This is a genomic window from Microbacterium sp. cf046, assembly GCF_900114345.1.
Classification (GTDB): domain Bacteria; phylum Actinomycetota; class Actinomycetes; order Actinomycetales; family Microbacteriaceae; genus Microbacterium.
The window spans coordinates 978,858-1,004,069 of the sequence record NZ_FOZJ01000003.1; the positions used below are offsets into that span (position 1 = coordinate 978,858).

A 25,212-nucleotide genomic window follows, 5' to 3' on the forward strand; every position below is an offset into this window, starting at 1 on the left:
GGGTGCCAGAGGTGGGACCGACGGGGGTTGGTAAGGGTGGGTCAGAACACGGACTCCCCTCCATCGGAGGGAAGGACGACGCCGTTGATGTTCACGCTGTCGTCGCTGAGCAGGAAGGTGATGGAGGCGGCGAGAGCTTCGGGGACGGCGATGGGGACATCCGCGGTGTGGCTGTTGACCCGGTCTTGCCCGAACTGGTTCGTGCGGGTGGGGCGCATGCCGGTGAGGGTGCCGCCCGGAGCGACGCTGTTGGTGCGGATGCCGTAGGGCTCGTACATGAACGCGGTGCTCTTGGTGATTCCCACGACAGCGTTCTTCGACGCGGTGTAGGCCAGACCGGCTGCGGACCCGCGCAGCGCCGCCTCGGAGGCGATGTTCACGATGGAACCGGCGCCGGCCTCGATCATGAACGGCAGGACGGCGCGGGTGAGGCGGATCAGCCCGAACACGTTGACGTTGAAGACCCGCTCCAAAACGGAGTCGTCCACTTCATGGAGCGGGCTGAAGTCGTCGAGCAGACCGGCAACGTTGGCGAGGGCGTCGACACGGCCTGCAGCGGTGTCAACGATGGCTGCGATGCCCTGCTCCGTGGTGATGTCTCCCACGACGGGGCGGAGGTCGTGGTCGCTGAGCTCGTGCTGCAGGGCGGTGAGCGGGTCGGCGGAGATGTCGACGGCGACCACGGTGCCGCCTTCGCGGGCGACCCTGGAGGCGACCGCGCGGCCGATTCCGGATGCCGCCCCGGTGACGATCACCGTTTTTCCGTCGAATCGTCCGGGGGTGATCCGCTCCGCCCAGGCGAGCCCTCCGGCGTCTGCGTCGGCGGGGATTCGTCCGCCGTTGGCTTGGCTGACGAGGTTGTCGAGGAGACCGGCGGGCGCGTTGGGTGAAGAGGCGATCAGCCGGCCGAGCGGTACTTTGCGCAGGACGCGCAGGGCGTGCTCGTCCATCCCGGCTTGCTCAGCGATGCCTCGCACGATCTGCGCGCCGACTGGGTGGTGCAGCCACGCGTCGATGGTGCTGTTTCCGGTCAGGGTGAGGTCTTCGCTCACGCGGGGACTCCTTCGTGTTCGGTGTCTGCCGGGCTGAGGATGATTGTCGCGGACCCGTGCCGTGCGGATGTTGCGGTGATCGTGACGAAACCTCGTTGGTCGCTGCCGCGGATGATCGCCAAGGCGCGGCCGCGGTGGGTGCTGTGCTGGTCGTCGGTGAACGCTTCGGTGGTGGCTGCTGCGCCGGTGCCGAGCGCGGCGAGCGTACCGGCGCCGTCGACGGTGACGGTGACCGTGTCGTTGGTGCTCATGTCGACGGTGCCGTTCTCGTCTGCCAGCTCGATCCACACGTGGGCCAGGTCGTCCGGCCCCTGCAGCGCCGTGGTTTCGGGGCGAAGTCTGAGGGTGGGGGTGCCCGCGGAGCGGAGGGTGCTCCGTCCGGTTTCTTCGCCGTCGCGGTAGCCGATCGCGACCAGTTCGCCCGGTTCGTACTGGGTGCGGAATCGTGTCACGAACCCGACCCGTTCGCCGGCCTTCTTGCGGCCGAGGGACCGGTCGTTGAGCCGAACCTCGACCTCGTCGTCTGCGGAGTACACCTCGATCTGCGCCTGCCCGGCCAGTGCCCGCCACGACCAGCTGGGGACCGCGTCGGAGGTGCGCCATGGTGTCCTATTGGCTCGTTCCCCGGAGGTGCCGAGTGGTCGGACGGCGATGCCGGGCGTGGTTGCGGTGCCCCAGACCGCCTGGGCGAGGAGCGCCGGCGCGCCGGGCAGCCCGGTGATGTCGAACGCGCCGGGGCCTGCGGTGAGGGCCGGGTAGGGCTTGTTGATGCTGCCGGGCTCTGACCCGTAGCTCCACGTGCCGATGCCGGATTCGCCGAGGTAGTCCCACCCCGTCCACATGAAGTCCCCGATCACCCCGGGCACCGTGGTGACCCGTTTCCAGATCGCGGGCAGGTCGCCGGGCATCGATTCGCTGCCGACGATCACCCGGTTCGGGTAGCGCTTCCGGTCGGCGGCGTACCGCCCGTACGCGTAGTTGTAGCCGGCGACATCGACCGTGCCGAAGGCGCCGCGGCTGGCTTTGTCGGCAGCGGGCAGGCGGGCGGCGAGTTCCATGACACGGCCGAGCTTCGCGGTGAGCATGTTCGCCGCGGTGCTGGTCGCTTCCTTCTTGTCTTTGGCTGCCTTCTTCTCGCCCAGGTACTGCTCCCGTTCGAACGGGGACGATCCGCGGCTGGACATCAGGTTCAACAGCAGATTCACGGCCAGTGTCGTCGGTCGGGTCGGGTCGTTCTGTGCGAAGTATCGGTGGATGGCGTGCGCCGCGTCGATGCCGTCCCGGGTGGCGGTCTCGGCGATCTCGTTCCCGATCGAGTACATGATCACCGAAGGACGGTTGCGGTCTTTCTGGATCATCGCTGCGGCATCTGCCGGCCAGACGTCCGCGAACTGGTCGGCGGTGTCGTGGTGGGTCTTGTGCTTGAGCCACACGTCGGTGAGCTCATCCATCACGTACAGCCCGATCTCGTCGCAGGCGTCCAGGAACGCGCGCGAGAGCGGGTTGTGGGAGCTGCGGATGGCGTTGTACCCGGCCGCTTTCAGGATCCGCGCCCGCCGGTTTTCTGAGGCGGCGAAGGTGGCGGCACCGAGGATGCCGTTGTCGTGATGCACGCACGCGCCGCGCAGGAGTTCTGTGGCGCCGTTGATGCGCAGCCCGTGCCGTGCGTCCACCGTGACGGTGCGCAGACCGGTGCGCAGCTGCTCCTGGTCGACCGGGTCCCCATCGACGGCGATGCTGGCCCGGACCTCGTACAGGTGCGGGGCGTCCGCTGACCACAGGCGGGGGGTGGGAATCGTGACCGGGATGCGGAACACTCCGCCGGTGGCGGTAGCCGCATGCTCGCGGGCAACGCGCTCCCCATCGATGGAGAACTCCACGGTTGCCGTCGCGCCGGACGGAAGCTCGCCCTCGACGCGGATGGTGACATCCACGGTCGCGTCGCCGCTGATGGAATGGGTGACCACGTGCACCCCGTCGGGGGCGATCCGCACCGGGCCGGCCGATTCCAGCCATACGGGGCGGTAGATGCCCGAGCCGGTGTACCACCGGCTGTTGGGCACCAGGGTGTTGTCGACCAGCACGTCGATGAGTGCCGTCTCGCCCGGGGCGACCCCGGTCAGCGGTGCGGTGAATTCTCGGTAGCCGCTGTTGCAGCGGGCGACCTCGCGGCCGTTGACGAGCACCCGGGTGTCACCGTACACGCCTTCGAAGAACAGCGAGTAGGTGCGCTGCGTGGCATCCGCCGGCGCTGTCCAGGTTCTGGCGTACACGTAGGAGCCGCCCGGGAAGTACCCGCCGTGGTTGCCGGTTCCCGCGTCGGCGGACCGGGTCTCGAAGATCATGGCGTCGTGCGGAAGCCGCACCGCGGCCGAGGTGTCACTGTCCGCGCGGCGGAAGGTCCATCCGTCGGTGAACAGGGTGCGGACGCTCATACAGGAATCTCCGTCCGGTCAAGGGTCGCCTCACGGTGTGCAATCGCCGCGTGCAGATCGCGGCTGATCCCGCTGGTGTCGCCGCCGGGGAAACGTTCCAGGACGGCGCTGAGCGGCATCGCGGCCAGGTGGGAACCGGCCGCGTCGATCGGGACGCCAGGGAAGTAGATCTTGAAGACCTCGACAACCCGCGCCCACACGTCCGGCTCGGCGGCGATCTCTTTCAACGGGGTGTCCATGGTGAACGGCGCCCGCTGGCCGTAGCCGACCGGCGCGGGGTACCGCCATGCGTGGGTTCCCGCGGTGACCTCTTCGGTGGCGCCGTCCGGGTGCAGCGGGAGGACGACAGTCGCGGCCGCACCCTCCGGGATGGTCACGTCAAGAACGACCTCGCCGTCTTCGACCTGCCAGCTCACCTCGGCGCGCCCCAGCGGGGTGATGTGGCTGGTCCGCGCCCACATGAGTGCCCCACCGGGCTGCGGGGCGATCAGGATGCGTTTCCATCCGGGCTCGAGTCTGGACAGCCCGCCGACGACGCGGTGCAGCCAGCTGGCCACCGCGCCGAGCGCGTAGTGGTTGAGGGAGGTCATTCCGGTGGCGTTGACCGTCCCGTCGGGCAGCACCGAATCCCACCGCTCCCAGATGGTGGTCGCCCCCATGATGACCGGGTACAGGAAGGAGGGGCATTGCTGTTCGAGGAGCAGCTTGTACGCCGCGTCCAGGTGGCCGGTGCTGCTGAGCGCGTCGGAGACCAGCGGGGTGCCGGCGAACCCGGTGGAGATCGTGTAGCCGGTCGCTTCGACGATCTCGGCGAGACGTTCGCCGGCCTTCTGCTTCTGCGGATCGGTGAGGATGTCGAACACGATCGCGAGGGCGTAGGCGGTGGCGGATTCGTTGACGACACGGCCGGACGCGGTGACGTATTCGTGGTGGAACGCGGCAAGCACCCGGTCGTGGAGTGCCGCGAAATGCTCCGCGTCCTCGGTGTGGCCGAGCAGTCGTGCCGTCTGGGTCATCTCCCGGGTGGTTTTGCACAGGTACGCGTTGGCGACCAGGTACCGGTCGGTCTTTCCGCCAGCAGGGTTGTTGGCGGGTGCGTACGGGTCCAGCCAGTCCCCGAACTGGAACCCGTCGCTCCACAGCCCGCTCTGGTCCAGGAGGCCTTCGACCTGGCGGATAAAGGTGGCCATCGAGTCGTAGCTGGCGCGGAGGATGTCCAGGTCGGCGTACTCCTGGTACAGCTCCCAGGGCAGGCTGACCGCGACGTCGCTCCACACGGATGTGGGTGAGGAGGAGGTGGGCAGCACATCGGGGACGACCCAGGGCACGTCGCCGGAGGCGAACTGTTCCGCAGCGAGGTCCTGCAGCCAGGAGGTCAGGATCCCGCGGGTGTCGTAGAGGTAGTTCGCGGTGGGTGCGAACGCGTTCAGGTCGCCCGTCCAGCCGAGGCGTTCGTCGCGCTGCGGGCAGTCGGTGGGGACGCTGACGAAGTTGCCGCGCATCGCCCACACCGTGTTCTCGTGCAGCTTCGACACCAACGGATCTGACGTATCGAACCACCCGGTGCGGGTCATGTCGGTGTGCACCACGACCGCCCGGATCGCATCCGGCTGCAGGTCGCCGGGCCACCCGTCGATCTGGACGTACCGGAACCCGTGGAAGGTGAACTGCGGCTCCCACCCCTCCTGCCCGGTCCCGGCCAGGACGAACCTGTCCGTCGCGGCCGCCTGTCGGAGGGTCTCCGGCTCGAGCTCGCCCGTGGGAGTGAGCAGCTCGGCGTGACGCAACGTGATCGTCGTGCCCGCCGGCCCGTCGACCGTCAAACGCACCCACCCGGACAGCAGCTGCCCGAAATCGATAATGCTCGCCCCGGAGCCGGTGGTCGAGATCGTCACCGGCGCGAGCTCTTCGATGCGACGCACCGGTGGCGCGCTGGTCACTTGCAGGGTGTCCAGATCCCACGGCACCAGCACAGCCGGCGCCCAGGCGTCACCGGTGAATCCGGGACGGTCCCACCCGGCCAGTTCGAGCCGTGCGTCGAAGGTCTCCCCGGCGTAGATGCCGTTCTCCCGCACCGCTCCCTGCCCGACGTGGAAGCTGTCATCGCTGCCGATGACCTCGACACGGTCGGGGTAGTGCAGGGTGATCTCGGTCCACAGCGCCGGCCGGTCGGTGTAGTTCTCCCGGTTCAGTTCCCAGGTGAGCGGGCCGACCGCCCACCCCTCGCCCACGATGGCGCCGAACGTGTTCGCGCCCTCCTCGGTCAGGTCCGTGATGTCGTACTCGCTGACGTGCACCCGGTGCGTGTAGGACGTCCACCCGGGTGCGAGCACCTCGTCGCCGATCCGGGAACCGTTCAGCCGGGGCACCACGATGCCGAGGGCGGTCACTTTGACCGTCGCCCGCACCAGGTCTGACGCGACCGCGAAGTCACGGCGGAAGTACACCGCGGGGCCGGCGGGTGCGTAGTCGGCGGTGCTGATGAATGCAGGCGTGGTCATCGACCGAGTCTCTTTCGGTGGGGAGGCGTGATCGCTCACGCGGTGCGGTTCAGTCGGCGACGGTGACGCGGGCGCGTGCGATGTTGATGACGCGGGCGTGCGGGTCGACGGTGGCGTTGTTGCCGGTCTGGGCGGTGACCCGGGCGGCGATGAAGTACGTGCCGGGCTGGTCGAACGCGGTGGTCCGGTCAACCGTCACCGACATGGCGGGCTCGACGTCGAACGGGTCCGAGAGTGTGCCCGCGCCGGTCAGGTCGGTGGCGAGCTGCACGATCACTCCCGCCCCGGTTGCTGCGGTCGCCTCGACGCGCACCTCGACGGGCTCACCGGGGCGAACGGTGGCATGGGCGGATCCGTTCGCCGTCACGGTGACGACCGGTTGCACGCCACCGCGGTTCGGGTCGGTGTCCGAGACGAGGACCTGCCCGTCGAGGATCTCGTAGGCGGTGTTGTCTGCCGGTTCGATTCCCTGCTCGACCCAGGCGCTGAGCTGGCGGAGGGCAGCTTCCAGGACGGGGACGTAGCTGATGGTGTGCGTCTCGTGTTCCTGGATGCCGCTTTCGTCTCCGTGCAGGGCGTTGTCGGTGTACCAAAGCCGGAACCGGTCATCGACGGTATCGCCCAAGAAGGCGCTCACCTGGGTGCGGTACCAATCCGCCTGCCACGGGAACGCTTCACGGTCCAGCAGCGAGGCGACGACGATCATCTTCCCGCTGATGTGGCCGGTCTGGACGGTGCCGGCGGCCGCGGAGGCGAACAGCGGGCCGAGCAGCATCTGCCGTTGCGGAGCCTGGGGGGTTCCGTCTCCGTGACGGAACTGGTCCCAGACGGGGTAGCCGTCCGCGGGGACCTGGTGACGGTGGTAGGTCTGGGCGGCGAGGAAGCTGGAGTTGTCCAGCAGCACCTCATCACCCACACGGAGCGCGTCGAGGACCTGACCGGGCTCGAAGCGCACCCTGTCGCCGTCCACGGCGGACAGCCGAAGGGTGCCACCCGCCGCCTCCCCGGTCAGGACGTGCAGTTCGGCCCCGAGCGCCCAACCGGACGGTGCGTCACTCAGGCGCACACCGGTCACGGCGGAGGTGCCGGCGGTGGTTGCTTTGAAGGATTCGTCCACCCCACCGGAGGGCCGATCTTCGGCGCTGCCTGTCTCGGTGAGCAGGTCCGTGATGCGGGAGTGCAGCCGGATCCTGTCCCTATGCACCGACGCGGCAGGGTCCGCGCCGAGGTATCCGTCGACAGTCCAGAAGTCATCGGCGTAGGTGGGGTCGGCCATCATGATGCCGGGGTAGAGCACGCTGAACGCGTGCATCCCCATGCTCTGCCAGCCGAACCACGACGTGACGGGGAAGCCCATCCGAGACACTTCCTCGAACGCGGCTCGTTCCTCGTCGGACAGGTCCAGCGCCCCCGGGTCGCCGCCGACGTCGTACGCGTCGACGATCGCGGGGAATTTGTCGCGCAGGATGCGTTGCGCGTGCATGCGGACGGCGAACACGTTCGGGACCGCCATCGGGCTGCCGATGACGTAGGGCACGAACCCGTCCCACACGTTCTGGGTGTTCTCGGACGCGCCGATGGTGCGGTACCCGCCGCCGCTGCCGCCGTACAGGTAGCCGTAGATCCGCTGCGGACCGAACACCTGCTCGGCGATCTGCCGGGACAGGCGAGCCGCGGCCGCGTTGGCCCGGTAGGCGCCGATGGTCGGGTCGCCCCCCGCCATTGGGTTGGCGACGCTCGGTCCGCCGCCGTTGGTCTCCACGAAGTACCCGCCGCTGGCGATCGTGAACGGCACCGGGTTCTCGTTCCGGCTCTGGTCCTGGGCGAGGTTCTCGCTTTGCGGGACCGGGGTGACGTGCTGGAAGAACCGGCCCTCGAACTGCCCCGCGGGCGGCAGGTACAGCGAGAAGCGGGTCTCGTTGTCGTGGAAGCCGCCGTGCACGTACCGGTGGCGGACGGGCCAGTCCCGCTCCTCGTCGATGTCGACGTACGGCTGCTGGAACGCGTCATCCTCAGCGTCGGGGCTCCAGCTGACACCCGTCAGCGACGCGGTGGCGGTGATCGTCATGAGTCGGACGACTTCGGCGAGGAGGAGGCCGGGGCGGACGTGCCCGCGTCGGTGTCGGCCGCGACCGGCTCCGGGGCGAACTTGGTGCCGTGCTCACCTTCCACCGCGGGTGCGTCGATGTCCGGGTCCCCGGCGAGCACCACTGCGAGTTCCTCGGTGATGGTGGGCAGCATCTGCTCGAACTTGCGGTAGGGCCGCATGACCAGGATCACGCCGACCCACAGCACGGCCGGCACCACACCGGCCACCACGACGATGCCGGTGATAGCCGAGCTGGGCTGCTCGGCGAGGGCCGCGTCATACCCGGTGAGTCCGAGGACCACACCGGTCAGGCCGGCGCCGATGCCGTTTCCGAGTCGCTGGGAGAACGCGGTGATCGCACCCATCGTGCTCTCGATGCGGCGCCGTCCGGACCACTGGTTGTAGGTGGCGTTGTCGAGGATCAGCACCTGCGCCAGGAACGTGACCGGCAGGATGCCCAGGCTGGACAGGATCGAGGCGAGGAAGACGAGCAGCAGGTTGCCGCCGGCGAAGATCATCACGATGCCGCCGAGGACTCCGGCGATCGCGCCGAAGGTGATGGTGCGGCTGGCGCCGATCTTCTTCATCAGCCACGGGAAGATCAGCAGCGACGGCAGCACGAGCAGCGGGATGAGGGCCACGACGCTCATCAGCGCGATGTCCCCGACCAGGTACTTGAAGTAGTAGATCATCACGCCGGTGCCGCTGGCCACGGTGGAGACGAACGTGATTCCGGCGACGATCCAGATGTACTTGTTGGACTTGAGGACGCCGATGATGTCGCGGAAGGTGACCTTGGGGACGTCGGCCGCTTCGGTCTGGTACTTCTCCTTCACGAAGATGAACCGGCCCAGGCCGATCACCGCCATCGGGACGGCGATGAACAGGATCATCATCGACCACGCCGGCGCGCTGGTGCCCGCCTGTGCGATCAGGATCGGCAGGGCGACGTTGAATGCGACGACGGCCAGGACGGTGAAGAATCCGGTGCGGCTGGCGACCTTGGCGTACACGACGCGGCCGCGGAAGGCCCGTGCCAGGTACAGCACGTCGTTGGCGCCGAGGAGGGACGTGAAGACCACGTTCGCGAAGAACAGCGCGACGAAGACCCAGATAGCCTTGCCGACGTCGTTCATGTCTGGGGTGGAGAACAGCATCCAGGTCGCGGCCCAGACGCCGACGATGGACAGCTCGTACGGGCGCGCCTTGCCCCACCGGGTCTCGGGCGACCGGTCGACGATCCACCCGGCGATGATGACCGCGACAGCCTCAAGGACCTTGCTCAGCAGCGCCAGCACACCAAGCAGGGCCGGGTTCAACCCGAGCACGTCGGTGCCGTAGAACACGACGTAACTGAGGACGATCACGTTCACGGCGCCCGAAGCGCCGGTGGTCGTCCACGCGAGGGTGGCACCGGCGGAGAGCCGTTCCGGGGAGTTCTTCTTCGCAGCCCGCCGAGCGGCGCGATCTGTGGTTGCAGTGGACATCTTTGTCATCAACTTCCTTCGTTGGAGGACGTTCACCGCAGTGGGGCCGGGACGGTGAACGACGAGAATGCGGGTCGTGAAAACTGAGTAAACCACAAGGTTCAAACGTAGGCAAGCATTTTATCGGGGCATTTGCAGGTTGAATCCTGGTGATCGCTCTGCTTCCGAGCTACGGTGAGAGCATGACTACGGCAGCCACCGCGAAGCGCGGACCCTACGCGCCGACCCGCAAGCGAAGGGAAGCCATCGCCGCGGCTGTGCTCGAACTGGTGGACGAGATCGGTCACGAAGGCGTCACCACAGCGCTGGTCTCAAAGCGCTCAGGCGTCGGCGAGACCACTGTGCTGTACCACTTCCCAACGAAGGATCACCTGCTCGTGGCCGCCCTCGAGCGCATTGAAGACACACAAGCCGAAGAGTCGGGGGCGTACAAGGAAGACACGATCCTGGACGCGGAAGCATTCGGCGAGCTGGCGACCGTCGACCTGGACGATCGTCGAAACCGGCTCTTCCTGATGCTCCGCGGCCAATCAGCAACACCCGACCACCCCGCTGCCGCGCACTTCGCCAAGCGCACAGCACGCCAGGTGGACCTTTTCGCCCGGTTGATCGTGCACAGCCAACAGGCCGGTCGCGCCCACCCCGGGCTGGACCCGGTCACCACTGCCCGGCAAGTGATCGCGGTGTGGGACGGACTGACGCAGGTCTGGATGTCAGACCCCACCTTCGACGTTGCGCCGGTTCTCGTCGACGCCATTCAGCGACTCACAGGCCAGAACCTGATGGAAATTCAAGCGATGCTCAGCGCCACCAGCAACTCACTGCGGTCCTAACCGACGCAGGAAATTGCCGCACGCATTTCCGTCTCCGTTCGACCGGATGAACCCCGCTGTCAATCACGTCCCGAAGAGGCACAGGGTTTCGAGGGATTGAAATTGGTAGAGGACAGAGAGGTCGCGGTAGGGGCCGATTTGACCGTGGGTCTTCGGAGTTGGGGATGGCCACTGACAGAGTCGAACAGTCGCTGCGGCACCCGCGAGACGAAGGTCAAGTCTTCGATCTTGGTCGTAGCGTCCTCGAGAAACGTCACCCACCTTGTCAGGATCTCTCGCCGATCCGTCACCGGACGCTGGTAATCGGATCTTTCACAGTCTTCCCGTTGAGGGGACCGCTACTGCTTCGAAGGGGTGTCGCGGAGTTCGCGTGAGGGGATTCGCAGCGCTCGGCTTCTCGAGCGTTCAGCGGCGTCTTTCTCGCCCGCCCTTGCGTGGCCTGCGATCGCGGACTCAGAGCGCGCCGATGTCGGCCCCATTACCCTTGAGGCCGCGCCATACTGTCCAAGATCGAGCGACTAGCGCCCGCAGCCAGAGAGGACATAAGTGGGAAAACTGGAGATCCAGACAGTGATCACAGGCGCTGGGATCTCGTTCGATGCGCCGTCGAAGCTGCCAAGCGGTGAGGAGTTGGCCGTGGCAGCGTGGGAATCGCTGGCCATGACCGTCGATGTACCTGCGCTTGCCACAAAGGCGATTTCTCAAAAGATCACCGAAAAGGGACTGAGGCTGGAGCAGCTGCTTGATGTCATGACGATGGGGCCTCATGGCATGCCGTTAACGGTGCTTGTGACCGCCTACATCGCCGTCGAATCCAACGCGTTCAACCGGAACCATTCCAGACTCGCCGGTCTCCCAGACGTCCGACACTTCACCGTCAACATGGACACGCTTCTCGAAGAGGCCGCCGATGCGCAACACCAGAGCATCGACATCACACACCTTCACGGACGTTGGAACGCGCCCCACGAGATCTCCACCACCATCTCCCAATACCTTGCTGAACTCGGCCCGGCGGTTGAGGCGGACTTCGCCTCCGCCCTCTTGGGTAAGCACGTCGTGGTCGCTGGGTACAGCGCACGCGACCGTGACATCCAGCCGCTCCTCCTGAAGTACCCGCCGGCATCACTTACATGGCTGGTGTATCCGAGCGAAGGTGAAAATCCATCGGACCCGGTTGCTGCGCGGTCGAAGGAGCTAGAGCCTGAAGCGAGACGACTGCTAGATGCGCTTCGCGACCACTCAACCACCGATGTTGACGAGCGCAGATCGACCATCGCTGACTTTCTCGACACCGTCGCCCCGGGGACGGCCGATCCAGCTGGCCCGATCGCTGCCAGTCGCGGGGTCGAAGGTGCATCGGTCGCGATAGTCGAGGAGTACTGCAAGGTCGTCGAGTGGCGACGCACGCTCGCGGTGGCGGCTGTTCTCGCTAATCAAGGAATGGGCGAAGAAGCCGTTGCCATCTTGCGGAAGGTGAAGATTCCGTCGGAAGAGCGGGAGGCGCGGATTGCAGCAGCCAAGCTGCGGGCAAGGGTGCTGCGCCGAGAAGGTCGCCGAGGAAAGGCGCTTGTGTCGCTTCTCTGGCCGGTGACCAGGAGTTACAGTGCCCAATTCAAGTCCGTGGCCAACGAGGTGGCGGCGACCCTTCCCGCGACGCGCCTACATTGGCTCGCGGACCCGCTCGACATGGCTCTCGCGCGTAGAGCAAATGGGACGACTGAATTCTTGATCCGAACCCGACTGGTTCAACGGCAAAGCGCCCGGGGTGAACTCCGCGATGCCGAAGCTGCGTTCCGAGAACTCGGAAGGTCGTTCACGAAGGCGCAAGTGGGTCTTGGGAACTGGGTCAACCTGCTCACTTGGCACGCAGATGTATTGAAAGTGCTCGGCCGCGTCGACGAGGCGAAGAACATGCTCGCCGAGGACCTCGAAGAGACCTTCTACTCCGATGCCGGCCAAGCCGCTGCGCTCGAGTGGAAGCTCCTGGAGCTCTCTCTAGTTACAAACGGGCCGGAGCCTCGATTAATTGAACAGCTTTCGCGTCTGGCCGCGAACGGCGCGGTTGCAGTCGGCGCCAATCAACACTGCTGGATCCAGCTGACTCTCTACGGTGCGTCGGCGGGAGGAGTACCTCCGCGTACCGAACTGGGACGACTCGAGGCCAGCGCCGCTGCCAGGGCCGATACTCACATGTTCTGGAAGTTGCAGCAAGCAGAGGTGGCTCGAGCAAGCGGCAACCTGGCAAGCGCACGGAACCACGTCCGCGCGGCGCTGCGCATCGAACGCGCCCGAACGCGATGGCAAGGCTCGGCCACCGGCCGACTCGCCGCAAAGTTGATTCTCACAACGGCTGCCTCGCAACAAACGGTACCTGGGCCTGTCCGTGACAGGTACGCAGCCCAACTCCGCGAAATCGCGGCCGAACTCGAAGCGATCGGAGCGGATCTACCCGCGGCGCGAGCGCGATCGAACGCTGCGATCGCTAGTGGTAGACCCCTAGCTGCCAGTCTGGCCGCGGCATGGAGCAGATCAGGTTGGCACGTCGAGGCAGACAGGGCGAACGGAGGAGCTCTGTCCGACCTATGGCAAATCGTAATGTAACGCCGCTGCAGTCTCGCCCCCTGCAGCCCAAGAGGGCCAGCTCCTCGGCTTTGCTGCCTCAATCGACGACCTTCAGACAAACATCGCGAACTCGCGTCATATGTCGGCGCAGCTAGGGATCCCATGCGGGCGGCGAACGGAAGCGGGACCGTCGCGTGCGATCGCGATGACCCTGACCGCCTCGCTCGGTTCCAGCACACCCAAACAACGTCATCCTTTCTCGGCGCCTTTCAATCGGGCCAGGCATCGTCTATCGGCTTGTTCTACGCAGTCGCGCTCCCACTGCTGACGCTGGCACTTATTGGGGGGATGCCCATTTGGATTGCCTACGGCGTGTGGGCGGCATCGGGCGTCGCGCTGACGGCGCTCGGAGCGCGCATCCTATTCAGCGACCCGATGACCCGACTCACGGCTATCGGCATCGGCCTCATCGGCATCGGGTCATCCTGATTGAGATGAGAAGCACTGCGCACTAGGCCCACGGGTTCTCGAACTCTTGCGTCATGGAGGCACCAAAGCGGGGACCGTCAGCGACCTGCGACGGCCTCCCAATCTGCGGCCTTGAACCACTCGACCAAACCCGCGGCATCCGTGAGCTGGGCCCGAAGTCCTGCCGTGAGGAACCGCGACGGATCCTTCGACCAGACGGTGCCGCTCAGCGCGGGAACGGCAGTCGCGTGACTCAGCACCACACCGTGACGGGCACGGGACATCATGACGGAGAGCACCCGCGCCTCTTCGAGGAGGGCCTCCGGAGTCTTCGCCTCGAAGAATGGCACGTTACCGTCCTCGACACCGATCGTGAACACCCAATCGAACTGCTGGCCCTTGCCAGCGTGCCCAGAGAGAAGGTGAACGCCGGGACGGGTGAGCAGAGTGGAGTTGTCGCCAACCCGAACTCGCTTGGCGATATCAGTGGGCGCGAGCCCCTGTGTGAGAAGTTCCAGCATCCAGCCAAGCGCATCAGCGAGCGCGAGTCGGTCGGCAGGATCCTGGAGCTCGTGGAAGTCGGCCAGGTCGCGCAGAGCCTCAATGGGATCCTTCGACGTGAGCACCGCTGCGCTGTCGACGTTCGCAAGCGTGGACCGAACGCGACGGGCCGTCTCGGTGTCGAGGACGCCGTCGTCCCAGCGATGCACCTCGAACCCTGACTCCGCAGCGAGAGCGGCATCGGCGAATCGCCGGCGGGAGCCGATACGAGAGATCACACCGATCCGCTGACCGGGTGCGCGCGACATGATCGCCTTCGCCAGCTTCACTAGCCACTCGGCCTCGCTGTCCGCAGATTGGTGGTGAACTTCGGCGGCGATCCCGCCAGAAGGCCAGGTATCCGGCGCAGCGCACGCGAGTTCGGAGCCGAGAGTAAGTGGGGTGAGCGCGTTGACAGCCGCAAGCACCGCGGGCGAGGAGCGGTGCGACTCGGTCAGTTCAACCACCGTGGCCACCTCGGCCACGATCGCAGCAAGAATCTCGTCCGGCTTTGCGCCGGTGAATCCGTAGATGCCTTGGGCGAGGTCGCCCGCATACGTCGTGCGACCAGCCCCGATCCGATTGATCATGCGGAGCTGCTGCGGAGTGAGGTCCTGGAACTCGTCCACCACGACCGCCGCGAAGTGGGCGCTGTACAGACCGGCGACCGCGTCGTTGGCCAGGATCAGCTCGGCCATCCGAGGGAGGTCGTCGTAGGTCAGCTGCTGGTCCTTGATGCGGACGCGTTCCACCTCGATCGCATCCTGGTTTCCTAGAGCCTCAAGACGCCGCATCACCTCGTCGTCATCGACCATGTCCTGCTTCGCCTGGCGAAGCGCCTTGTCCACGGCCGAGATCTGGCCATAGATCAGCCCCATACGCTGGCACTGCTCCTTAACCCAATCGTTCTCCGGAAGCTCCCACTCGGGGTCGAGTCCGATCGCCGCGGCATGGGAGCGGTAGAGACGCGAAGCCAATCCGTGGAAGTTGATCACGGTTACCTTGTCGCGGAGCTCGGCCGCAGTCAGATAGCTGCGGAGGCGCTCGCGAATGTTGTCTTTTGCGCGGTTTGAGAAGGTCGCGACGAGAATGCGACGCGGGCCGGCGGCGACACCACGACGAATCATGCCCTGAACCCGGAGAGCGAGCGCCTCGCTCTTCCCGCAGCCGGCGGGTGCCACGACAAGCAGGCCGAGATCAGGGGTGTCGCGAACCTGCAGCTGGAGAGCGGTGGGCTCGACGCTCACAGCGCGGCTTCGATCTGCGCGAGCATTCCCTCGATGCTGGTGATGGCGCGAGCGTCGGTCTCGCCCATGAGAGTCACTGCAACAAGCGCGGACTGCACTTTCTTCGTGCGGCAGAACGTAGCCACATCGGCATCCGTGAAGGTTCCGCCCGGCCCAGAAGCCTTGAGGAACACGATCTCGTTCGGCTTGAAAAGAGTGGATGCCTGGAGCGCAGTCGCGAGCGCGCCTCCGCCGATAGCACGGACGTACTCATCCTCGAGATCGAGGCGTGAGACCCACACGAAGTTGGTGTTGAGATCAGCCACGGCGACACCGAGGCGCTTGGCGACCTTGTTCTCAGCGTCCTCGTCAATCAGCATCGAGACGGGGACATCGAAGCCGTCCTTGCCGAAGAGTGTGTCGATGGCTCCCATGTCCCCGAATCCGTTGGCTTCGAGGAGCGAGACCCCGAGACGGTCGAGCGTGCGGTCGGTGAGCTCTGCGGCCCGCTCGACGATGATGCGGTCGGCCAGGCCTTCGACAGCGATCACTCGAGCTGCGGTGAGCGGCTCAAGGCGGTCACGGACCCACCATCGGACCGTGGTGCGCTCGTCCTGTGAAAGGAACCCAGCGTTCGGCTGAACGATCCGGCCGCCAGGGCGCACCAGCACGATTGAGTCTGAGTTAAATGCGCCGACGATGTCTGGCGAGTGGGTGGCGAGGATCTTCTGACTGCCACTGGCTTTCAGGAGGCGCGCCAGGCTGCGCTGGCTGGTGGGGTGAAGGTGAATTTCGGGCTCGTCGATACCCACCACGTTGGCGCCGGAGCTGGTCAGGTCGTACAGCGCGATGGCGTAAAGAGCGCGCGTTCCGTCGGACTGAGCCGCCAGGTCGCGAAGGGCGCCGTCCTTCTGCACATGCAGCCGAACGTCGCTCAGCGCGTCCTTATCTGCGCTCGATCCAGGAACGAACGCGAGATCCTTCGTCTTGACCTTGTTCGGGAGAGCCTTGGTCAGCTGGGAGGCGAGGTCCTGGCGGACCTGCTTGAGGACCTTCGAGTCGGCAAGTGTGTCGGTCAGAGTCTCGACGGCCTTGTCGAAGTCAGCCTGCTCGACGCCAAGTTCGACCGCTGCGAGAAGATCCGTGAGGGCGGAGCGACGGTCACTCCGGAGCTCCCGCGACTGCGATGTCGCGCCGAGGAATCGCCAGCCAATCGTCTCGAGCTGCACTCGCGACAATTGGCGACGAGTGCCAGATCCAACCGCAATGCGCTCGATGCTCAGTGAATCTTCGGAGTCGACGGAGGCGGTCACTCGGACGGTCATCGTCGACGGGCCGCCGTTCGGATCCGCGTTGATCTCGTCAGGGAACGCAGCCTCCTCGTCCTTGGAGAAGTCAACGAGCGTGACCTCGATGACGAGATCCTGGTTCGCGTCCCTGAAGTCCTCGCTCGTGATCTGTGCGTAAAGCTGCGCCGCGGAGGCTCCGAGCGCGAGCTGAAGGCAGCGGAGTACCGAGCTCTTGCCGACGTCATTCGCACCGACAAGAACGAGGTGCTCGCGCACCTCAATCTCGACATCCGTCAGCCGGTTGTGGTTATCGATGCGCAGCTTGCTCAGTCGCATGGTGCCGTGATTCTCCCCTTGGCGAGCCAGAAGCTCGCGTGCCCAGACCGCATCGCGCGGCACTTCGGCCAATTGTTGTAGACGCCCCTAGTGATGAAGGACAGGGCTCGCCGAGGTGAAAGGCGAGTAGTTGTGAGATGGACATCAGCGCGCCATTCAAGAGGCTGGCGTGAGCCCAAAGGCGCTCAGCGCGTGCTCCGTGAGCAACTGCTTCGTCGTGGCGACAAACACGACGAAAGCAAAGGTGCAGCGCGCAACCTGCCGCACGGCGCGGCCGTTTCGAGCACGATCAGAGACCGTGGCAATTGACGCGATTCACCGCGTCAGCTCGATAGGTTACACGCGCGCCGGCCAGGGCACTCCCGACAGCGACCCCTGCCCTCTATCGGTCGATCCAGAGGTATCCAGGAAAGATACTCGCGTTGGTCAACTCCCGCGCATCGATGGTGCCCCGGAACACTAGCGTGCTCCTCGCCGCGCGTTGAGGTCTGCCACCGGCGTGAGCGAAGCATCGCGAAGATCGGCCGCGCTCCTCGAGCGGACCATGCCTTCACCCTGGATGGCGAACGTGACGATCCCGAGCATGAGGTCCTGGACGTCTTGCGCCCGGACATCAAGCAGGCGGGCGAGCTCTGAGAAGCCCTGACCGCGACTGCGCATGTCGCTCATTACTTGGGTGAGAAGACTCGATGACTCGGCGCGTAGATCCGATCCCGGTTCACCGCGGCGGAAGCCGGCCATCGAGAGCTGTTTGGCGAGCGTGCTGTAAGTCCAGTCGGAGATGACGCCGATTCGGTGCGCACGCAAGTTGAGCGCCATCGCGCTGACGCGCCAGCGGCGCTTCAACATCAGCACGTCCTCGAGCATGAGGTTGTTGCCGCGAATGGCGCCGATTACGTCGGAGCGCGGCATGAGGAACGAGCTGGCGAAGTCGTTGGCGGCCTGTTCCTTCTCCTTGCCAGGTTCAACGTTCAGAGATCCGCCGTGCATGACCAAATGGCCGAGCTCGTGCGCCAGGTCGAACCGAAGGCGCTCTGCGGATTTGTGGACGTTGAGGAAGATGACCGGCGTCGCGCCGTGGCGGAACGAGAAGGCATCGATAGCCTGCAGTGGCCCGCCAGCCGAGTAGACCATCGCCCCCTTGGACTCGAGCAGCTGCAAGAGGTTCTTGATGGGCGCGACGCCGAGTCCCCATGCACCACGAACAGCCTCCGCGGCTTGCTCCGGGGCAAGTTCGTCGTCTGACCCGATCAGGTCTTGCTGCTCTGGGACATTCGGCGGCGGAGAGTGGTACGTCGCCTCGATCCAGTCTGATAGCTCGATGGCGAGCGTCGAGAGGCTGCGCGCCGTGGCCTCATCCTTCTTGGCGAGCTTCGAGGTTGCTCGGAAGTGGAATGCGTCCAGCGGAGGCTGACTCTTCACGGGACGGTAGAAGAACTCGATGGGGAAGTTCAGGGCGCGCGCGAACTCGCGGACGAGCTCCGAGCCAGGGGTCTTCTTTACGTTCTCGATCTGGGAGATCCACGGCGCGGTGATGCCCGTAGCGGCAGCCAGCTCGACCCCTGTCATCTGTCGGATTGCGCGCGCCATCTCAAGGCGCTCCGGAATAAAGGTCGTGCTCATCGTCGGCACCTATGTCCCGTCAGCGCCGGGCGATGGTGAAGCCGAAGTCCTCGTCGTCCGCCTCGGTCTCGTCGAACGCGAAGGCACCGAGCGCGAGGTCGAACGGCGGGAAGATGATGCGTTCGAGCCAGCTGTCGATCTGCTTGCCGGCCATTGACTTCGGGCGGGACAGTTCCAGGTACACCATGCCGTCGCGCTCGTTGTAGAGCAGGATCCAGAGATACTTCACGTCGATTTCGGCGCCGTCGGCGGTCTGGTGCGGGATCAGGGCACTCAGGCCGTTCGCGTCGACACGCTTCGCGAACGCGGATCCCTTGGGATTCTTCGTGCTGGGGGTACCCCAAGCCACACCAGTGAACTCGTCGCCGCTGCTCGTGATGAGACCCAGGTTGAGCTTTGCCTGCGAGAAGTACGGAAGGTTCTCGGGATCAGAACGCTTCCAGTCGAGCTTCAACAGCATCAGCTCGTCGTGCAAGTACTCCACCGTGCGGAACCAGCGCGTCATGTTCGGCGCAGATTTCGGTGCACCCTTGGAGTACGTGCGGCTTTCAGCAGCGCCGGCGGCCACGGCGTGCTCGAACACCTCAGCGGCAAGACGCAGCGGGGAGAGGTAGCCAGCGAGCTCCTCGCGGGTCTTCGGGGTGTGGATCGCCATGTGTGGTTCCTCTCGCGCGGCAGCCGGATCTCAAGGCTAGCGCATCGAGTGAAAGGAATGCCACTTCGAGTTAGGAGCGGCGTGTCGGCGCCGTTAACTCGGGAACTGCGGCTCCTCGCCCAAGATCGCCGCAGGCACAGCGGGAGCGACCGCGAGTCCCACGCGAGGCGCAGCGATGGTCGGACTGGCGATGCGCGCAGAGTCGACAGCACGGTAGACCACGCGATCCCCATCAACCGTTCCGGCGTACTGGCCGGAGGTGTCGAAGACGTACTTCCCCCGGATCGTGCCGACGTAGGTTCCGGATCCCGCCCAGAGTTGACCGCCGCTGTGCTGGAGTGGACGACCATTCCTTGTATAGAGCCGAGACATGCTCGACATTCTCCAGCCAGCCTCAGACATCAACCAGGTCGAAGTCGCCCGCCCGCCGGTCCCGATGTCGTACAGACGGGGGTCAGCTCGCATCGAAAGTAAGTCGCGTCTGGAGACCCGTGGCGCGCGCGATAGGTGTGTTGACAGCAGTTGTGATGGACTCGATCGAGCCGATCACACGGACGTGGTGTACCGCGCGGGTAACGGCGGTATACAGCGTCTCGCGGGTCGCGAGGTTCGAGGTGGCCGTAGGGAGGATCAAGGTCACGCGTTTGAACTGGGAGCCCTGGGTACGATGTACCGTCATGGCGTACGCAGGCTGTACGGCGCCGAGACGGGCAAGTGGAACGGTGACGGGTTGTCCACCATGGTCGAACCATGCCTGTGTGGCGTCAGATCGCTGATCGGGTGGTGGGGCGACGATGCCGGTGTCGCCGTTGAAGAGGCCGATTTCGTAGTCGTTGGCGGTCAAGATGAGCGGCTCACCGAAATGGTGGGCGTCCAGGCTCGGAGAACCTGAGCTGGACGCGTCGGACGTTGCCCATCGTTTGGCGAGGGCGCCCCAGTGCTGCACGCCGCGCGGGCCGCGGCGATGCGCGCACAGGAGCCGCTGACTCTCCAACGCCTGCAGTGCTTGGTAGCGGTCGCCGCGTAGCGTCGCGGTACGGAGGGCCTCGGCCCATGCTTCGATTTCGGCTTGAACGACGCCGAGCACCTCTCCGCTGGGCGGGGTGTTGTCGTCAAGTTCCACGAATTCGATGCCGGTGTCGCCGGCATGCAGGATATCCAGGGTGTCGCCGATGTGCCCAGCACGGATTGCTGATGCCAGTGCGCTGATCGCGGAGGACGCGTCGAATCGGTGGTTGATAGTCAACTGGGCGCTACCGTTGCGAAGGCAGTGCGCCGGCGTGGGTTGCGCTGGGATCGATCCACTGTTGGGGTTGACCGTCTCGAGCGCTGCGAGGAACGGGGCGGTGCGGAGTCCCGGAGCGGTGTCGCCGACGATGTCGGCAAGCACAGCACCGGCCTCCACGGACGCGAGCTGATCGGGATCGCCGACGAGGATGAGTCGTGTGGCGGGGCTCAGGGCGTCCAGAAGCCGGTCCATTATGGTCAACGACACCATGGAGGCTTCATCGATCACGACGACATCGAACGGAAGCCGGTCGGTGTGGTCGTGCCGGAACCCAGAGTGCGGTCGGGGGCGCCAACCGAGTAGCCGGTGCAAGGTGGTGCTGTCGAGGCCGGAGAGGCGGGCCTGGTCCGCGTCAGGGAGTGTCTTCCGAGATCGAGCGACAGCTTCGCCGAGTTGGGCCGCCGCCTTCCCGGTCGGCGCTGCGAGCGCGATCCGCCACTGTGGGCGCTGTTCGCGAAGGAGCGCGATCAGCCGGGACACGGTCGTGGTCTTGCCGGTGCCGGGGCCACCGGCGAGCATAGATACCCGGGGGAGCGCGCAGATCGCCGCGGCGAGGCGTTGGTCAGCATCGGCGGGATCAGGGAACAGTCGGTCGAGGCCAGCACGCAACTCTGCGAGGTCGAGATCGTCGGGCAGTGTTCGAGTCCTCGCGCGGAGCTGGTCGGCGACACGCTGTTCTTGCGCGTCATACTTGGTCAGCCACAGCCGTGTCCCTTGCTGGCGTAACGGGGCTTCAGTCCCGCTTGTGAGAGCACTGGCCTCGCAGGCGGCCGCCCATGCGCCCGGTTCGGGCCAGGGGACGCCGGGACTATCCGAAGTCTCCGCGTCGCCGCTAGCGGAGGTAGTCTGCGCGATCGAGGACAGATCAATGAGTACAGAGCCGTGGCGAACGGCGCGAACAGCGAGCGCGAGGGCGAGGATGACGCCCTCGTCGGTTTCGTGGAGGAGGGTGGCGAGGCGGGACGCCACATGCACATCGGCCGGGGTGAGGATCCCCTGCTGGTGGAACGCGGCGAGCACGCCAGTCGCCCGTTGCGCGATATCTGCAACCGACGGTAGGGATGTCACTGATCGCCTCCCGCAAGCAGGTCGGAGAACTCGGTGATCAGGCGTACGGGTGGCTTCCACGTGAACACGCCTGGGGTGAAGCCGGCGTGGTCGAGCGGGTTCGTTTCGTTCATGCCGCGGAGGAACAAGTAGAGGACGCCGCCGAGGTGCCGGTCCGGATCGTAGCCGGGGCGCCGCCACCGCAGGTAGCGGTGCAGAGCGACGGAATAGAGCACGGCCTGCAGCGGATAGTGGGCGTCGATCATCGCCGTCTCCATGGCGGTGTGTCGATAGTGCCAGGCGGTGAGCGGTTCATCTCGGGGGGTGAGCCGGTTGGTCTTGTAGTCGATGACGACATACCGCTCGTCGGTGGCCGTGTCCGCACGGATGCGCAGGAGTGCGTCGATCGATCCGGTCAGGTAGCCGCGCAGCGTGGGCGCCGCGTCCTCGGTGGCGAGCCGGGCGAGCGTGTCAGCGTACCGGGCCAGGACTCCATCGGGGACATGTTGACGCCACAGGTCGACCAGCCCGGCAAGGGTAGCGGCTGCGCTGTGGGGGATGTCACCTCCGGCGAGGGGGAGTTCGAATCCCACTTCCCGCATCAGGTCGCCTGCGTTGATCGCGGACCAGGAGCTGTCCAAGAGCGGTTGCAGCGGCGTGCTCAGGGCGTGTTGAAGCGCCTCACTGAGCGTCGCGGTGTGCCTGTAACCGGGGGATAGGGACGTGATCAGTTCGGCGAGGTCGCACTCTGGTTCGTATTGCTCGAGCACCCGGTGCACGAGGGTTCCGAATCCGGTTCCACTGGACAGTGTTGCCCACAGAGTCGGGAACTGGCGCAGGTCGGCGTCGGGGTCTTCGGCCGGCGCGGACAGGAGCGACGTGTCGGCGATGTCTTGCTCGTCGTTCTTGAGTGCCGCATCCAGATCGTCAGCGAAGGGTCTCGCGATGGCATGCGCTTGGGCTGGATAGTTGGTGAGTGTCGTGTAGGACGTCCGACGCCACCCACGATCGATGGGCCGGTCGAAGGACGCAAGACGAAGCTCCACCGCATCCGGCGCGGGCGCAACCCACTGAGGAGGCGCATCTAGGGTCTGCGATGCGATCGTGCTGACGTGGAGTGCGCCGCGGCTGGTGGTAGCGCGGTCCTCTGCTCGAGCGAGGACATCGCTGTCACTGGGCATCGTTATCGAGAACGGTGCGACGCGTGTCGGGTCGGTGTGCAGCAGGATCCGGGTCAGAGGCCCGGATGAGCTGTTTTGGGTGGGGGCCCACCATGCGATCACGAGGGCGGCAGCTCGAGTGAGGGTGACATACGCGAGACGCATCTCTTCGTTCGCATCCTCCTCCTTGTTCGCTTGTACGTGCGCGGCGTTGTCGGGACCAGAGGGCCCGCCGATGTCTCGCAACCGTTCGCCACCATCGTGGAAGCGCGGGTATGTCTGGGGCCGCGGCCGGTGGTCCCAGAGCGAGGGAGCCAGCACGACGGGGAACTCCAGCCCTTTGCTCATATGGGATGTGAGTACTTGCACGGCGGCGGCGTCGCTTTCGAGGCGGCGGCTGCGTTCGATGGCGGCGTCATCGGTGTTGCGTCGTCGCCGGCGCAGCCAGGACGCGAGCCCGGCCAGGCCGAGGGCGTTGCGGGTCTGTTCCTCGTGCAAGACTTCTGCAAGGTGTCGAAGGTCTGTCAGGAGCCGCTCCCCGTCGGGCTGGCGGAGCAGGCGCTCCTGGACGCGCATGTCGGACTGCACGTGTTCGAACAGGGCACCGACTCCGTTGTTGACAATGACGGGTTCCCATTGCCGCAGGTGCAGAGCGAGCGTGTCAACGTGCTCGAGCAATGTGGTTGCTGTCCATCCGACCAGCGAGCTGACCGCCAGGCGTCGCACCCGGGCGGTGCGGTGGGGTTGTTCGAGCGCGTCCAGCAGGTACTGCCAGGTGGCAGCTGCGTCGGTGGTGAAAACGCTGGAACGTCCGGACACCACAGCGGGTACACCCGCACGACGGAGACGGTCTCGGATCTGTTCTGCTTCTGCGTTGTTGCGGACGATCACGGCGATATCGCCGGGACTGACCTCTCGTACGATGCCGTCCCGTTGCCGTAGTGGGGCGCCGAGGACGTCAACGATCTGCCGGGCCACATCGTCACGGATCGTAGTCCTGGCGGCGTCGGTTCTTATGTCGCCGGAACCAGTCAGCGGGTGTCCGTCACGAGGAACGATCCGCAGCCGGACCGGAGCGCCGCTGTCGATCATGCGGCCTTCGACGGCTGCGGACCCCCTGGGGACGGTGATGGCTCGGTCGCCCAGCGCGGCTCCGGCGAACAAGGCGGCCAGACCGTCGAGCACGCCGGGATCACTGCGGTAGTTCGCGGGCAGGGTAGCGATGGTCGTCGCGGCTCGACGAGCGTCGAGATATGCCTGGACGTCGGCACCACGGAACCCGTAGATCGCCTGCTTCGGGTCACCCACGAGGACCAGGGTGCAGTGGCCGTGGAACGCGGTTCGCAGGATGCGCCATTGCACAGGATCGGTGTCCTGGAACTCGTCGACCAGCACGATCGAATACCGTGCCCGCAGGCGACTGACTGCGACGTCCGCGGTGTGCGTGTCGTGCAGCGCCGAGTCGAGGCGGGTGACCATGTCGGTGTAGGTGAGGAGGCGTCCGGCGCGCAACCGTCGTGCGACCTCCCCGCGTATCGCAGTGCCGATCCGCGCCCGGAGCTGCACGTCGGCCGGCACGTTTTGACCGGGATGGGGGACCAAAGTGGTGACCGGATCACGGGTGACCTGCTGCGTCAGTTCGTGGAATTCTGCGGGGGCGAGAGCTGCGGTCTCCGCACCGGGGAACCCCCACTTGCGTAGGTAGAGGTCGTCGGCAACATCCGCGGCGATCGCAGAGAGGTCCTCGACCAGCAATGCGTCGGTGTCGTGGTCCACCGCAGTCCCCAGCTCACGGAGCATCGCATAGCAGAACCCATGGGTGGTCGTCACGGTCGCCCCGTCGAAATCGGCCAGTGCCTGCTCGAGCCGATCGCGCGCGACACCGATCGCCCCATCACGGTCCTGGACGAGCCGGCTACGCACCCGGTCTCGCAATTCCCGAGAACTCGCTTCGCTAAACGACACAACCAACAGCTCGTCCATCCGAGCGTGCCCCTCGCTGATGTAGCGAGACACCAGGCGAGCGATGGTGTACGTCTTTCCGGTTCCGGCGCTCGCCTCCAACACCGACGTCCCCGTGGGCAGCGGTCCTTTGACATCGAAGTGTGAGGGTGCGGTCATATGGTGTCCCGGGTTTCGTATCCCAGTAGCGGACCCCACAGGCGTCTGCTCAGCACGCCGAAGCGGTCGCCCTCCTCGTCCCTAGGCCAACCTTGAAAGTAGTCGTCGTCACTGGCGGCTTCTCGTAGCAGCACCTCGAACGGTGCGGCAGCGCGGAACAGCAGCGTGTGAGCATCGTCAGACTGTTCCCCTGGGACATTCCACGCGTCGTTCCACTGTCGTGCAGCTTCGGAGCGGGCGAGAGGCGGTGGCGTCCCATTAGAGCGCCGCGCAGCGTACGCCTCGGAGCTGCGCGGGGAAACTGGGAGAGGCGCCCGCAACCCGTCCCGGTATAGGGCGACATATTGGCGGATGAGCCGGCCTGCTACTTCGGCGCTGACAGGCCGCAGTGTGCTGCGGGCGCATTGCGTCCGGTCTCGGTCGAGACCGAGCGTTACGGCCTGCCAAGGCTGGTTCGGGAAGGTCACGGTCAGGGCGAGGAGCTGGCAGCCACGCAC

15 protein-coding genes are annotated in these 25,212 nt (G+C 65.9%); 3 read left to right on the plus strand and 12 right to left on the minus strand.

What is annotated here, in order from left to right:
• Window positions 1-41 precede the first annotated feature (41 nt).
• From BM349_RS16970 to BM349_RS16990, 5 genes are read right to left on the minus strand one after another with little or no spacing between them, the layout of a single operon-like run.
• Window positions 42-1,052, minus strand: a complete 1,011-nt coding sequence (locus tag BM349_RS16970; RefSeq protein WP_091708611.1) for an SDR family NAD(P)-dependent oxidoreductase — start codon at window positions 1,050-1,052, stop codon at window positions 42-44.
• Window positions 1,049-3,487, minus strand: coding sequence for a glycoside hydrolase family 2 TIM barrel-domain containing protein (locus BM349_RS16975; RefSeq protein ID WP_091708613.1), 2,439 nt, complete (start codon window positions 3,485-3,487; stop codon window positions 1,049-1,051). Before BM349_RS16975 ends, BM349_RS16970 begins: the two co-directional genes overlap by 4 nt.
• The gene (locus BM349_RS16980) at window positions 3,484-5,988 is read right to left on the minus strand and encodes a family 78 glycoside hydrolase catalytic domain (RefSeq protein WP_091708615.1); all 2,505 of its coding nucleotides are present in this window, start codon (window positions 5,986-5,988) and stop codon (window positions 3,484-3,486) included. Before BM349_RS16980 ends, BM349_RS16975 begins: the two co-directional genes overlap by 4 nt.
• 49 nt (window positions 5,989-6,037) lie before the next feature.
• The gene (locus tag BM349_RS16985; RefSeq protein ID WP_217645689.1) at window positions 6,038-8,056 is read right to left on the minus strand and encodes a hypothetical protein; all 2,019 of its coding nucleotides are present in this window, start codon (window positions 8,054-8,056) and stop codon (window positions 6,038-6,040) included.
• A complete protein-coding gene (locus tag BM349_RS16990; RefSeq protein WP_175525347.1) occupies window positions 8,053-9,564 on the minus strand; it encodes an MFS transporter in 1,512 nt (503 codons plus the stop codon). Before BM349_RS16990 ends, BM349_RS16985 begins: the two co-directional genes overlap by 4 nt.
• A gap of 182 nt (window positions 9,565-9,746) precedes the next feature.
• On the opposite strand from BM349_RS16990, the gene BM349_RS16995 reads away from it, so the two are divergent.
• From BM349_RS16995 to BM349_RS18865, 3 genes are all read left to right on the plus strand, one after another.
• Window positions 9,747-10,397 (plus strand): TetR/AcrR family transcriptional regulator, encoded by a 651-nt coding sequence (locus tag BM349_RS16995; RefSeq protein ID WP_091709470.1) that lies wholly within the window; start codon window positions 9,747-9,749, stop codon window positions 10,395-10,397.
• Between the two features lie 546 nt (window positions 10,398-10,943).
• Window positions 10,944-13,001 (plus strand): SIR2 family protein, encoded by a 2,058-nt coding sequence (locus BM349_RS17000; RefSeq protein WP_091708620.1) that lies wholly within the window; start codon window positions 10,944-10,946, stop codon window positions 12,999-13,001.
• Between the two features lie 309 nt (window positions 13,002-13,310).
• Complete coding sequence (locus BM349_RS18865) at window positions 13,311-13,451, plus strand: hypothetical protein (protein WP_254773971.1); 141 nt, start codon at window positions 13,311-13,313, stop codon at window positions 13,449-13,451.
• A gap of 77 nt (window positions 13,452-13,528) precedes the next feature.
• Here the strand turns inward: BM349_RS18865 and BM349_RS17010 are convergent, their stop codons facing one another.
• The 7 genes from BM349_RS17010 to BM349_RS19120 form a co-directional block, all read right to left on the minus strand.
• The gene (locus BM349_RS17010) at window positions 13,529-15,217 is read right to left on the minus strand and encodes a UvrD-helicase domain-containing protein (protein ID WP_091708624.1); all 1,689 of its coding nucleotides are present in this window, start codon (window positions 15,215-15,217) and stop codon (window positions 13,529-13,531) included.
• Complete coding sequence (locus tag BM349_RS17015) at window positions 15,214-16,884, minus strand: ATP-dependent nuclease (RefSeq protein WP_217645691.1); 1,671 nt, start codon at window positions 16,882-16,884, stop codon at window positions 15,214-15,216. The genes BM349_RS17010 and BM349_RS17015 overlap by 4 nt, the downstream gene beginning before the upstream one ends.
• 396 nt (window positions 16,885-17,280) lie before the next feature.
• On the minus strand, window positions 17,281-18,444 hold the full coding sequence (locus tag BM349_RS17020; protein ID WP_091708629.1) for a helix-turn-helix domain-containing protein: 1,164 nt from the start codon (window positions 18,442-18,444) through the stop codon (window positions 17,281-17,283).
• A gap of 19 nt (window positions 18,445-18,463) precedes the next feature.
• The gene (locus BM349_RS17025; RefSeq protein WP_091708631.1) at window positions 18,464-19,099 is read right to left on the minus strand and encodes a hypothetical protein; all 636 of its coding nucleotides are present in this window, start codon (window positions 19,097-19,099) and stop codon (window positions 18,464-18,466) included.
• Between the two features lie 454 nt (window positions 19,100-19,553).
• On the minus strand, window positions 19,554-21,407 hold the full coding sequence (recD, locus tag BM349_RS17035) for an exodeoxyribonuclease V subunit alpha (protein WP_217645692.1): 1,854 nt from the start codon (window positions 21,405-21,407) through the stop codon (window positions 19,554-19,556).
• 44 nt (window positions 21,408-21,451) lie between these two features.
• Window positions 21,452-24,715, minus strand: coding sequence for a UvrD-helicase domain-containing protein (locus BM349_RS17040; RefSeq protein ID WP_091708633.1), 3,264 nt, complete (start codon window positions 24,713-24,715; stop codon window positions 21,452-21,454).
• Window positions 24,712-25,212 carry a hypothetical protein gene (locus BM349_RS19120; RefSeq protein WP_368086683.1) on the minus strand — a complete coding sequence of 167 codons (501 nt, stop codon included), beginning with the start codon at window positions 25,210-25,212 and terminating at the stop codon, window positions 24,712-24,714. Before BM349_RS19120 ends, BM349_RS17040 begins: the two co-directional genes overlap by 4 nt.

Bases quoted from the DNA above. Each gene is read 5' to 3' on its own strand.
- BM349_RS16990 (WP_175525347.1), bottom strand. From the start codon at position 9,564: ATGTCCACTGCAACCACAGATCGCGCCGCTCGGCGGGCTGCGAAGAAG.
- BM349_RS17020 (WP_091708629.1), bottom strand. From the start codon at position 18,444: ATGAGCACGACCTTTATTCCGGAGCGCCTTGAGATGGCGCGCGCAATC.
- BM349_RS16975 (WP_091708613.1), bottom strand. From the start codon at position 3,487: ATGAGCGTCCGCACCCTGTTCACCGACGGATGGACCTTCCGCCGCGCG.
- BM349_RS16980 (WP_091708615.1), bottom strand. From the start codon at position 5,988: ATGACCACGCCTGCATTCATCAGCACCGCCGACTACGCACCCGCCGGC.
- BM349_RS16985 (WP_217645689.1), bottom strand. From the start codon at position 8,056: ATGACGATCACCGCCACCGCGTCGCTGACGGGTGTCAGCTGGAGCCCC.
- BM349_RS18865 (WP_254773971.1), top strand. From the start codon at position 13,311: ATGCCCATTTGGATTGCCTACGGCGTGTGGGCGGCATCGGGCGTCGCG.
- BM349_RS16995 (WP_091709470.1), top strand. From the start codon at position 9,747: ATGACTACGGCAGCCACCGCGAAGCGCGGACCCTACGCGCCGACCCGC.
- BM349_RS17025 (WP_091708631.1), bottom strand. From the start codon at position 19,099: ATGGCGATCCACACCCCGAAGACCCGCGAGGAGCTCGCTGGCTACCTC.
- BM349_RS17040 (WP_091708633.1), bottom strand. From the start codon at position 24,715: ATGACCGCACCCTCACACTTCGATGTCAAAGGACCGCTGCCCACGGGG.